Below are 11,815 nucleotides of genomic sequence, written 5' to 3'. Positions count from 1 at the left end.
CGATATAACTTGTAAGAGGAGGGGTTTGATGAAAAAAGTCTCACTGGCATTATCGACGTTCATTCTTATAATTGGATTGACGGCAACACCGACAGACTCGGTCGATGCTGCGGCGAAACGCTTCAAAAACTGCACGGAGATGAACAAAGTGTATAAAGGGGGTGTGGCCAAATCGAAGACGACCAAAAACAAAGGTGGAAAGACGCGTTATAAACCTTATGTCAATAAAGCCTTATATGACACGAATCAATCAAAAGACCGCGACAAAGACGGAATCGCCTGTGAACGGTGATTACAAATCATACATCGAATCAGCCGCCATACGAGGGCGGCTTTTTGTATGGACATAGACAACGATTCGACCACATGATATTATCATAAATAATAACATTATCAAATATGATAACATTGAGGTGGAATCAATGAATCAAGACGTTTTAAAAAGTTTATTGAACCCGATTCGCATGAAAATCTTTCAACACGTTCTGATTAATGAAGGAGTCACGACCGGAGACTTAGCAGAAGCACTTCCCGATGTTCCTCAAGCGAGCCTCTATCGCCATATCAACAAAATGGTACAAGACGAGATTTTATCTGTCATGAGCGAAAATAAAGTTCGCGGGGTGTATGAAAAAGTGTATGCGATTCAAAACAATCCGTTGACCAGTATCAACAAGATTGTCGAGGAGGAAGACCGAGAACAACTATACATGGTCTGTTACACGTTTGCGATGTCACTGCTCATGGATTTTGGGAACTATCTGAAGCGAGACTCGATTGACCTCCAGAAAGACAAAGTTGGGTTCCGAAGCATCCCGCTTTATTTGTCTGATGCCGAGAGTGATCGATTCCTAAAAGGTCTCTATGATCTCTTAGAGGGAGTGCTCGGGCATGAACCGTCCGAAGAGCGGATATTGCGAAAGTTCTCCTATGCCGTCATGCCGGTCGAAGAAAAGGAGGAGATGGATGATGTTTAAACAAGAAGAGGTATTCATTCAAGGAGAAGAAGTGATTAGCGCAACGGTCACAATCCCCGAGCAAGAGCGAGAATCGTATCCAGCGATTGTTCTCATCGGCGGTACAGGAGGATTGAACCGGGATGGGAACGGACTTGGATTTAAAATGAACCTTTATAAAGACCTGGCAGAATGGCTGACGACTCAAGGTTTCGTCACATTACGATATGACAAACGAGGGATTGGCAAGAGTGGCGGCAATCGAAATAGTGTCGGTTTGACAGGGCTCGTTGATGACGTGACGGCGGTCGTTCGTTATCTCAAATCTCATGATCACGTCTCACAAGACATTTTATTGCTCGGCCATAGTGAAGGATGTATCGTCGCGACACTCGCAGCCGAACGTGAATCCGTTTCTGGTCTCATCCTGTTGTCTGGTGCCGGTGTTGCTTTGAAGACGAGCATGCAGGAGCAGGCGCACTTCCTACTTGATGAAGTGAAACGTACGAAAGGAATCAAAGGAAAGCTACTCCGACTCAGTTTGAACGAGAAGTCGGTCATCGGGAAACAACAAAAACTGTTCGAACGTGTCACAGCGACGGACCAGGATACGATGCGGATTCAACTAATGAAATTCCCTGCCAAATGGCTACGGGAACACCTTGCGTATACGGATGAGTTGCTTCGGGATCGCTTGGTTCAGTTGAATGTACCGACACTTGCACTGACAGGGGATCGAGATGTTCAAACGGACGTCCATCATCTTGACGAGCTCGATGCTCTTCACGCGGAACATATCGAGGTACAAAAGATTAAAAACATGGACCATATGTTGAAACATTTCGACGGGGAAATGAGCATTCTGGACGTGAAAAAACAATATCGCGCACAACTTAAGGAGCCGCTTCATCCCGAGCTACAACACCAGCTCCACGAATGGCTCATACGTCACAACTGGATATCATGATGAAAAAGAAGGCAGCGGAGAATTATCCGTTGCCTTCTTCTATACGTAAGAACCGTTCAACGTGTTCCATCGAGAAATGACGACTCCAATGGACGAAGTGCCCACCTGGGACGGCAATCAATTGCACAGAGGGATGAAGCTCCCGTTCCGCTCGTTTGATATGCCGGAGCGTCCGTTTCGCCTCCTTCAAATCAATACCTGTGAAGTCCGCATAATAGAGTTGCGTCGGCACTCTGATTCGTCGTAACAACTTCTTAAAGTTCAGTCCGTCGTATCCGAACAATAAATGTAGGCCACCGGTCGACAGACGAGCGGGCTGTTCGAAAGCCGTTCGAATCATCGATGTTGATTCTACCCCGATCCGTCGACAGAACAATTGGAACCGTTCCTCAGAAAATACGGAATCACTTTTATTCATGCGAGCTTCAATCGAGTTCAAGAGGCGCTTCGGGGAACTGTGATAGAGCAGTCGCAACAAGGGGAAAGCGAATCCGAATATGCCATATTCACGAAAAGGAATCATGGCATTCGGTTTATGACCTTGATCGAGGAGAATCAACCGTCTGACCTGGTCTGGGTAATGAACCGCGTAAGCAAGCGCGATAGCACCCCCCATCGAATGTCCGATCAACCGAATGGACTCCAGGTGTCGTGATGTTCGATACGACTCGACCCAATCCGCGAGCACTTTGGAGGTCGCATATGTATGTAGTCCTTCACTCTCGCCAAAACCAGGTAAGTCTAACAGATGGATTTCAAATTGTTTATGTAAGGTTTCGACAAACTGTTGTCCTTGAGACCCGGTGAATCCGCCACCAGGAAGGAATAGGATAGGGTCACCTTGACCGTGGATGGTTGCCTTAAATTGTCTCACGTCATCTCTCCTCTATATAGAATGGATTCCATTCAAGTATAAAGATGATTGGAAATCAATTGAAGAAATTTCGCCATCTTTCTCACGGTGTTCGTGAACAAATGAGGGTATAACTTAGTGATAGGTAGCTTTCTATCATTACGCATCATATACGCTCTTAAGTTTAAGGAGGAATGATGGATGAAACTTTCGGGGAAAACAGCAATCGTCACCGGGGCCGGCTCTGGTATGGGGCGGTCCATCGCTAAACTCTTCGCAAAGGAAGGCGCGCGGGTCGTCGCATTCGACATGAATGAAGATTCTGTGCAGGCAGTGGTCGAAGAGATGAAGACGGGAGGCGGGGATGTCGTCGGTATTGCTGGTAACGTCACGAATCAGTCAGATATCGACCGTCTCGTCGATACGGCAAAAGAAACGTTTGGGTCGGTCGACATTCTCGTCAATAATGCGGGCATCATGGACAACTTTATGACGGTCGGGGAAGTGACGGATGAACTATGGGACCGAGTCCTTGCTGTCAATTTGACCGGACCGATGAAATTAGCCCGTGCCGCCATTCAAGTGATGGAGAAACAAGATAGTGGGGGGGTCATCATCAACAACGCATCTGTTGGAGGATTGTTCGGCACTCGCGGAGGCGCAGCATATGTGGCATCGAAACATGCCTTGATCGGGTTGACGAAAAATATCGCAGCGACCCATGGGACACTCGGTAAGATTCGCGCTAATGCCATCGCGCCGGGTGGTGTCAACACGAATATCGGTTCGACGATCACCGCTCCGAGCGAACTCGGGATGCGTGCCATCCAAGGTGCAGGGGAAGCACCGATGGGTGAGCCCGAACAAATCGCGAATGTCGCGCTCTTTTTAGCATCGGACGATTCAAGTTTTGTAAATGGCGATGTACTGAAAGCGGATGGTGGTTGGACGGCAAGATAAACGAAAAGAGCCGAAATCATTCGGCTCTTTTCGTTTGGTATTTTTTTCGATAGGCGAGCGGGGTGATCGAATGATGTGCTTTAAATGTCTGGACGAAGTGACTGACACTGGAGTAACTCAGGCGATTGGCGATATCAGCAACCGATTCAGTCGAATCCTTTAATAGGATTGCGGCCCGGTCCATTCGTTTAACTTGGACATACGCAAGCGGGGAGGTGTTCCCGAACGTTGTAAACAGCCGACAACATTCACTGCGACTTACATCACCCGCCGTCGCGATTTGAGCTAACGATAGTTTATCTTCAAGCTGCAACTGAATATATGCCAGCATGTTTCGAAGACTCTCCAGTTTTTTCTCGTTATTCATTCCTTGGTTATCTTGCTGAATCCAATAACGCCAGATCACCGCACATTGCAGTGTCGCATCCATTCGTTTAAGCGGTCCATCTACATGCAAATGGTTAACGACTTGTATAATCGTTTGAACGATGGAGCGGTGTGTTCGTTCTCGCTTTAAGATATGTATGGCTTTATCGCCCGCAAGATATGGCGTTACATATTCTTCGGACAATATAGGGTGGAACAACTCATATGGATCAAATTCAAGTTTGACGATCTGCGAAGTCTCTTCCGTTCGTTGTACGACATAACTTTGTCCAGACGCCAACAGGACGCTTTCTTTTGAAACAAGTTTTATATCCTCTCCGTTCACCCGAATATCCACAATCCCTGATTCGATCAATAATACCGTGAACTGATTCGTGATGGTAAATGTGGAAGCCCCTTGATTCGTCAGTAGCGTGCTTTCCAAAGTGACAATCTCCTCGATTCGGTAATTTTCCGATATTTCGTTTCTTTTTTAACGGGTCAAATACTTTGATTTCTCCAAAAACAGGGACGATTTCAACATTTTTCTCATCCCCGTAATCTTAATCATGATTGTGTTTCTTCTATATAATGCTTAAAAGATGAGCCACCCTGTAAAAGCCGCATGGACGAGAATCGCAACAGGTACCCCAATCCGGAATTTAGGCTTCAATGTCTTATGTCGGAAGATGCGCATTGCCAAATAAGCACCGAATGCCCCACCAATCCATGCCATCGTCAATAACGTGCGCTCCGAAATGCGCCAAGCCCCGACGCGAGACCGTCGTTTATCGACAAAAAATGACACAAACGCTAGTAAATTAGTCACAATGTAATATAGCAGTAATAGTTCCAAAGACCAAAACCTCCTTATTTCTCTCTTGATTATATCCTAAAATGGCTCTACAAAGCCGTTTTTATAGATTAAAACAATTTTCTGAATCCTCTCATCCCCGTGAATTGTTCTGTAAATGAACTGATATGACTCTCATATCGTCCTGTAATCGCTATGAAATATAGAGGTGTTACAGTAAGGGGGCGTTAGAAAAGGGAGGAATATTCTTATGAAAAAACCACTATTGACACTAACGGCACTCGCTGGCCTTAGTTTAGGAGTCGCTGCTCCAGCTTCGGCAGCATCAACACACACAGTTCAGTCTGGAGATACACTCTATCGTATCGCCGTGAACAACAACGTCTCTGTAAACGACATTAAACAAGCGAATGGCTTAAACTCAAATATGATTTACCCGAACCAAGTCTTGAAACTTGGAAAGGCAGAAGCGAAAGCTTCTACTGCATCTAAAACGTATACAGTTAAATCAGGTGATACACTTTATCGTATCGCATTGAACCACGGGATCTCTGTTAACCAATTGATGACTTGGAACGGTCTTGATTCAGATCTTATTTTCCCAGGACAAGAGTTCGCCGTGAAAGGTGCAGCAGCTGCATCGGTAGCGAATGATGCGAAAACATCAGCACCGAAGACTTCAACATCAACACCTGTTACAAAAACAGCATCGTCTACAACGCAAACCCAAGCTCCGGCTTCAGGTAAGACAATGACTGTTGAAGCAACAGCTTATACACCATATTGTGCTGGATGTTCTGGTATCACAGCGACAGGTATCGACGTTCGTTCGAACCCTAACCAAAAAGTCATCGCGGTCGACCCTTCTGTCATTCCGCTCGGCTCTAAAGTATGGGTTGAAGGATACGGAGAAGCAATCGCAGGAGACACTGGTGGTGCCATCAAAGGTAACAAAATTGATATCTTGATGCCGACACAAGAGCAAGCGCTCAACTTCGGTCGCAAGTCAATCACAATCAAAGTCTTGAACTAATTCAAGCTCATCAAAGACACTGCCATCGGGCGGTGTCTTTTTTGTGTTTATCCTTTCTCCCAAGGATTCTTCACTTTCGTCAAACCTAATCGTTTAGCGAGCGGCTTAATCGTCAATCCATGCAGGGCGACCGAGATGACGACGAGACCGAGCGTGGTCGGTAGCATCCGTTCTGCGTCTTCAATCCCCAGTTCCGCAATCTCTTGTGCAAAAAATGCTGTCACCGTCATGGCGACGATCCCACGTGGGGCAATCCAACTGATGAGCGCCCGCTCCTTCGTCGTCAAAAGGGAGCCGAGTAAGGAGGTTTGCACCGAGACGGGGCGGACAATGAATAAAATTCCTAGTATCGACAAGAGGAGCGGCCAGTCGAAGATGGCAAGTAAACTGTCGCGGGTCAAACTGGCGGTCAGAATGATAAACACAGTGGAAACGAGCAAGATGGAGATGTTCTCTTTGAATTCGCGGAGCTGTTTCAAAATGTGGAGATGCCCATGTTTTGAGTTCGCCATCGTCAACCCCATCGCCGTCACGGCCAACAGTCCGACTTCATGCATGACCCATTCACTGATGGAGTAGACGAGAAGGACTCCGGAGAACGTCAGCGTCGTCCGTAAATATTCTGGGACTTTCTCATTTCCGAACAAGCGGATGAGTAAATGTCCGACGGCAATCCCAAAAGCGACGGCGACGATACAGGACCAAAAGAAAGGTAGATGGCTCGCAAGTCCGTCATTTTGATACAAAATAAAGCCGATCCGTACGACGAAGAGACCCATCAATGCACCGAGTGGATCGACGATAATCCCTTCCCACTTCAACACTTTCGAAGGTCGAACGGATAAGTTTGCTTGACGTAATAACGGAATGATGACAGTTGGTCCTGTCACCACGAAGATGGCCCCCAGTGTGAAAGCCGGCAACCAATGAAAATCTCCAATCCAAATCAATAAGCTAGAGGTCAGGATAAACGAAATGAAGACACCGACGGTAACGAGACGAAAAATTGGCTTTCTTAAATCATCAATCTCTTTAAACTCGAGACTGAGACTGCCTTCAAATAAGATGAGCGCCACGGCGATCGAGATGAGCGGGCTATATAAATTACCCAATATCAAGTCTGGCTCTAACCATCCGAAAATCGGACCGACCAGGATACCTGCAACCGTCATGATCAAGATGGCTGGGAAGTCAAAACGCCATGCAATCAACTGCGAAAGTGCGCCGATGAGGACAAGTAAGCTGAATCCGATCATCATGTCTTCCATAAACACCCTCCATTTCATCGCTTCCTCATATATGTATACCCATATCATGAAAAACATCTGCTAAGAATGCCCGATTTCGGGTAAGAATTGAAGGAAAGGGAGGGATACGATGGAAGTAACAATCGGACTCATCATCGTCATACTGACATGGCTCATCTTATTGCTTAACCTCACGTTCGCCGTCACCATCATTTTTTTTGAGAGGCGGGACATCGGTACGACGTGGGCATGGCTGCTCGTTCTCTTCTTCTTACCACTCATTGGCTTTTTCGTGTACATCTTCTTCGGCCGACTGATCAAGTCTCAAAACTTTTATGAGGTGGAAGAAGAGAAACGCGAAGCGTATCACCACCATGTCGAAGAACAACTCGATCAACTCGACCGTTCGCTCGCCCCGTTCAATCATCCGCTTCTTTTAAAATATCGTCGGCTGGCACGTCTGAATCTCGTGTCGACGAATGCGCTGATGTCATTCCACAACGATATCACCGTCCTGCACGACGGAACGGAAAAGTTCGACCAGATGTTTCAAGACATCGAGCGCGCGACGAAAGAAGTGAACATTCAATATTACATCATCCAAAACGACCCGCTCGGTCAGTCTCTCATTCGTCTGTTAACGGAGAAGGCGAAACAAGGGGTACGCATCCGTCTCCTTTATGATGCTGTCGGATCGAGAGGATTAAGACATAAACACTTTAAGGATTTACTCGCTCACGGAGGAGAAGTCAAATCGTTCTTCCCGTCCAAACTCGGCATCAATTTCCGAGTCAACAATCGAAATCACCGAAAACTCTGTATCATCGACGGTGAACTCGGTTATATCGGCGGTTTTAACGTCGGGGATGAATACCTTGGAAAAGATGAGCACTTCGGCTATTGGCGTGACGTTCACTTACGAATCTCCGGCGACGCCGTGAAAGAATTATTAGAACGGTTCATCTTAGACTGGAATCGCTCGGTCCCGACGAAAACGAAAGCACGGAAAGACGAATTTGTCTGGCCGACCGAGGGAATCTCACATCATGCTTCACCGGTTCAAATCGTGACCTCAGGACCGAATTCCTCGACGGAGCACCTGAAGAACATGCTCGTCAAAATGATCACACAGTCAAAAGATTGTATCTATATTCAGACACCATACTTCATTCCGGATGCGAGCTTTCTTGATGCCTGTCGGATTGCTCTCATGGCAGGTACGAAAATCAAGCTGATGATTCCAAATAAGCCGGACCATATGTTTGTCTACTGGGCGACTTATGCGAATGCGGCGGAACTCGTACGCTACGGGGCCGAGGTCTTCACATACGAGGAAGGGTTCCTCCATGCGAAGACGCTCGTAATTGACGGAGAGGTCGCTTCCATCGGGACCACGAATATCGATGCGCGAAGCTTCCGTCTCAACTTTGAAATCTCAGCACTCGTCTTCGACCGAGATGTCGCACAATCGGTCATCGATGCATTCGAACGGGACGAATCCCGTGCCGAACGGTTGACGATTGAGCGATACGAGTCGAGGACCCGTTGGATTCGATTTAAAGAGAGCGTGTCACGCCTGCTCAGCCCGATCCTATAACGCGAAACATCCGGTAGAGGAAATTCCTCACCGGATGTTTTTTAACGTTTCTTCAATTGTGCTACAAGACGCTCGAATGACTCATTGACGTCTTTCGGGGCTTCCTTGTCTCCATATTCCGCTGCCTCTAACCATTCAGCATATAAGGTGTGGTTCGTGAACTCAATTCGTTGTAGCCAGTCAGATACCGTCTCTTCGCGCAGACGTGGTTGCACTTGTTCGAGTTTCCGTCCCGTTTCGAGAAGCTGAATCTGTCTTGGGGAACGAACGATTCGTTTATCTGAGAGCGTCGGGTGATGAATACTCTTTGGAATCATCCCGTCTTCCTGGATGTCTTTTCGCTTCTGTAAATAGAAGAACAAACCGACACCAATCAATAGCGTGAGAACAAAGATACCGATGAAAAAGAGCGACTCGTTCGAAGCGGACTGGAGTAATGTCTCCTGTGACACTGTCTCCGCATCGATGTTTGGGTTATCTGGCACGAGGAAGCGGTTCACACGGTCATTCGGATCGAGTGTGATGCCGTCGAACCAGCTGCCAATCCATAAGAAGAAAGGACTGATCCAGGCGATGACATTCCCAAACAACAGCTCTTTGATCGTACGGATGATGAGGGAGACGGCTAACCCGATTCCTAGCCCGAGAGCAAGCATCGTCACCATGCGCTTATAGTCACGACGATAGTAAAGGTTCCGCTGCCAAATCAAAAAGATGAACGGAAAGAGCACCATCGCGAGCGGCTGGGTCGCCGGTGGGAATAACCAGTCGGCCACTAAGAACAGGACACTCGCCATCGCGTAACGGTCCGTCCAATCCAACGTTCGGATAAATGCATGCACGTACGTGAAGACCAAAAGCAAGATGCTCATCTCATAAGAGAAGTACAGGGCACCGATCGAAAGGACCGTCTGCACGATGAGCTGTGTGTTCCGAGGGAGGCGTAGCGTCAATAAAAAGAGGAGCGGAAACACGTGACCGATATAAAATGCCGCGAAGACCCACCATAACCATCTCATTGACCGTCACCCCCTAACCGTAAAATCGATTGGTTCCCGCTATACTTGGCGACTTTTCGTTCGAACAAGGAGCGTGCCAATGGAAAATCGCTCTCCGACAGACAGGCGAATGTCGTCATGATCTTACGGAAATGCACCTCGCCGCTTCCAGGCGGTAGGTCGTATGTGATCCCATCTTTCGTAAGCGTCGGGACGATGAGACCGTAACTCGCGTTCTCTTTCTCAAAATCGCGACATAGGGCTGCCGCTTGTGAGATGAGTCGCTCCATCTGATAGGTGAGGGCTCGTCCGTCTTTCGTCAACAAATCGAGGACGATCACATACTCATTCGCTTGGACCGGTTGCTCTGTACGGGCAAGCAGTTCCCCTGTCTTCGCATAGGCGGACCAATACAACTGTCGCATCGGTTGCCCGTGATAAGGCGTGACCGACTGGAACGTCTCCGGGTCACGATAGGCGCTATGTCGGACCATCTCTTCTCCAGGGAGGGTAGGTGGCCGTTTCGGGATCGGGTACGGCGAAAACTCTGGGAACACATAACCGATTCGGGGAAGGGTGTCTTCCTTGTATAGAGAGAACATACGAAGCGGGTCACGAATTTCCATCCCGATTGCCTCAAGACGGATGGGGCCGCGCTTCTTGGCATGGAGCGGGATGGTAAAGTCGACGGTTGCATTCGTCTCGACAAAGTTCTCTTGGCGCCAAAACGCGTGACCTTCCGACTCGACGGTCGGATGTAAATACCCGGATAGACGTACGACTCCGAGTGGTACTTTTGCAGTGGATATGAGTTTTAACACGTAGACGGCGTCGTCGTTCGGGAACAGTTTTAACTCCTCAGTGAGGTCGACATGTACATGCTCCGCTAACCGAAACATGAAAGCTGGCATGACCAAGGCATAGAGACTGAAGCCGATCAATAGGCTCGCAATCAAGACATTCCCGTATAGCGCTGTGAAGACCCCGACGACAAACAAGAGCCACATGTATCCGGACTCGAGATAGCGTGGGCTGACTAACTGCATCTTACACCTCTGATGGAACCGGGATGGTCTCGAGTACTGATTTGATGAGCTTCGTCGGTTTCGTTTTCAATGAAGCTTCGACCGTCAAGACGATTCGGTGTCCTAGGATTGGGAGAGCGAGCGCTCGGATGTCTTCTGGCGAAACGAAGTCTCGTCCTTCCATATAGGCATGTGCCCGAGCCGCCATCGTATAGGCAAGGGTCGCTCGCGGACTCGGACCCACCTCGATATCCCGGTGGTGACGGAGTGACTCCATCAAATCGAGGAGATAGTCCTCCATCGCCTCATGGAACTTCACGTCGCGTACTTCTTGTTGCATCTTCAACAGCTCGTCACGTTGAAGCGAGAATGGCTCTGTCGACAGATGCTCATTTCGAATCAAACGACGCTCTGAATCTCGTGACAGGGGAGCAAGTGTCAATTTGAACAGGAATCGATCCAATTGTGCTTGCGGAAGCGGAAATGTCCCTTGCCCGTCGAACGGGTTTTGTGTAGCAATCATAAAGAACGGTTCCGGTAACTGAAGTGACACTTCCCCGAGCGTCACTTGACGTTCTTGCATCGCCTCAAGTAAGGCCGATTGCGTACGCGGTGTCGTCCGGTTGATTTCATCGACGAGTAAGATTGACGTAAAAATAGGTCCCGTCCGACGTTCAAACGTTCCCGTCGTCGGATTGAACAATTCCATTCCTAAAATGTCACTTGGTAATGTATCCGGCGTACATTGGACACGCTGAAACGTTGCCGATACAGAACTCGCGAGACTTCGGGCGAGAGTCGTTTTCCCTGTTCCTGGACGGTCTTCCAGTAACACGTGTCCTCCTGATAATAATGCGATCGAGGCAAGCTTGATTGCTTTTGATTGCCCGATGACTTGATCATTTAAGTGTGAAATCCATGGATGCACCATTCAAAATCCCCCTATATTTTTCTGATAATTAAGAAAATCATAGCATAATCAGCGATTGAGATGTGCGG

13 protein-coding genes are annotated in these 11,815 nt (G+C 47.9%); 6 read left to right on the top strand and 7 right to left on the bottom strand.

Annotated features, from left to right (window positions below):
* Positions 1-28 precede the first annotated feature (28 nt).
* From KNO99_RS12435 to KNO99_RS12425, 3 genes are all read left to right on the top strand, one after another.
* Positions 29-292 carry an excalibur calcium-binding domain-containing protein gene (locus KNO99_RS12435; RefSeq protein WP_214749108.1) on the top strand — a complete coding sequence of 88 codons (264 nt, stop codon included), beginning with the start codon at positions 29-31 and terminating at the stop codon, positions 290-292.
* Between the two features lie 130 nt (positions 293-422).
* On the top strand, positions 423-977 hold the full coding sequence (locus KNO99_RS12430) for a helix-turn-helix domain-containing protein (RefSeq protein WP_214749104.1): 555 nt from the start codon (positions 423-425) through the stop codon (positions 975-977).
* The gene (locus KNO99_RS12425; RefSeq protein ID WP_214749101.1) at positions 967-1,923 is read left to right on the top strand and encodes an alpha/beta hydrolase; all 957 of its coding nucleotides are present in this window, start codon (positions 967-969) and stop codon (positions 1,921-1,923) included. Before KNO99_RS12430 ends, KNO99_RS12425 begins: the two co-directional genes overlap by 11 nt.
* 22 nt (positions 1,924-1,945) lie before the next feature.
* On the opposite strand, the gene KNO99_RS12420 is transcribed toward KNO99_RS12425, so the two are convergent.
* Positions 1,946-2,797 (bottom strand): alpha/beta fold hydrolase, encoded by an 852-nt coding sequence (locus tag KNO99_RS12420; RefSeq protein WP_214749098.1) that lies wholly within the window; start codon positions 2,795-2,797, stop codon positions 1,946-1,948.
* 180 nt (positions 2,798-2,977) lie between these two features.
* Here KNO99_RS12420 and KNO99_RS12415 point away from each other — a divergent pair, with 180 nt between their 5' ends.
* Positions 2,978-3,736: a glucose 1-dehydrogenase gene (locus KNO99_RS12415; protein ID WP_214749095.1), complete on the top strand. Its 759-nt coding sequence runs from the start codon at positions 2,978-2,980 to the stop codon at positions 3,734-3,736.
* Between the two features lie 16 nt (positions 3,737-3,752).
* On the opposite strand, the gene KNO99_RS12410 is transcribed toward KNO99_RS12415, so the two are convergent.
* Together KNO99_RS12410 and KNO99_RS12405 are read right to left on the bottom strand one after the other, a co-directional pair.
* Entirely contained in the window at positions 3,753-4,547 is a 795-nt protein-coding gene (locus KNO99_RS12410) for an AraC family transcriptional regulator (RefSeq protein ID WP_214749092.1), read from the bottom strand.
* Between the two features lie 150 nt (positions 4,548-4,697).
* The gene (locus tag KNO99_RS12405; RefSeq protein ID WP_214749089.1) at positions 4,698-4,958 is read right to left on the bottom strand and encodes a DUF1294 domain-containing protein; all 261 of its coding nucleotides are present in this window, start codon (positions 4,956-4,958) and stop codon (positions 4,698-4,700) included.
* Positions 4,959-5,166: 208 nt separating this feature from the next.
* On the opposite strand from KNO99_RS12405, the gene KNO99_RS12400 reads away from it, so the two are divergent.
* A complete protein-coding gene (locus KNO99_RS12400) occupies positions 5,167-5,949 on the top strand; it encodes a LysM peptidoglycan-binding and 3D domain-containing protein (protein WP_214749086.1) in 783 nt (260 codons plus the stop codon).
* A 47-nt stretch (positions 5,950-5,996) separates the two neighbouring features.
* Here the strand turns inward: KNO99_RS12400 and KNO99_RS12395 are convergent, their stop codons facing one another.
* Complete coding sequence (locus tag KNO99_RS12395) at positions 5,997-7,217, bottom strand: cation:proton antiporter (RefSeq protein WP_214749083.1); 1,221 nt, start codon at positions 7,215-7,217, stop codon at positions 5,997-5,999.
* A 109-nt stretch (positions 7,218-7,326) separates the two neighbouring features.
* Between KNO99_RS12395 and cls the strand changes: the two genes are divergently transcribed.
* Positions 7,327-8,793, top strand: a complete 1,467-nt coding sequence (cls, locus tag KNO99_RS12390; protein ID WP_214749081.1) for a cardiolipin synthase — start codon at positions 7,327-7,329, stop codon at positions 8,791-8,793.
* A gap of 41 nt (positions 8,794-8,834) precedes the next feature.
* Here the strand turns inward: cls and KNO99_RS12385 are convergent, their stop codons facing one another.
* The 3 genes from KNO99_RS12385 to KNO99_RS12375 are packed head-to-tail and all read right to left on the bottom strand — an operon-like array spanning position 8,835 to position 11,747.
* Positions 8,835-9,812 (bottom strand): hypothetical protein, encoded by a 978-nt coding sequence (locus KNO99_RS12385; RefSeq protein WP_214749079.1) that lies wholly within the window; start codon positions 9,810-9,812, stop codon positions 8,835-8,837.
* Positions 9,809-10,837 carry a DUF58 domain-containing protein gene (locus KNO99_RS12380; RefSeq protein WP_074034458.1) on the bottom strand — a complete coding sequence of 343 codons (1,029 nt, stop codon included), beginning with the start codon at positions 10,835-10,837 and terminating at the stop codon, positions 9,809-9,811. The genes KNO99_RS12385 and KNO99_RS12380 overlap by 4 nt, the downstream gene beginning before the upstream one ends.
* A gap of 1 nt (position 10,838) precedes the next feature.
* Positions 10,839-11,747, bottom strand: coding sequence for an AAA family ATPase (locus tag KNO99_RS12375; protein WP_214749076.1), 909 nt, complete (start codon positions 11,745-11,747; stop codon positions 10,839-10,841).
* Between the last annotated feature and the right edge of the window lie 68 nt (positions 11,748-11,815).

It is taken from the genome of Exiguobacterium sp. s189, assembly GCF_018617615.1.
Lineage (GTDB): Bacteria > Bacillota > Bacilli > Exiguobacteriales > Exiguobacteriaceae > Exiguobacterium > Exiguobacterium aestuarii_A.
Note: the sequence above shows the minus strand (reverse complement) of the source record. Positions and strands in the feature narration are given on the sequence as shown.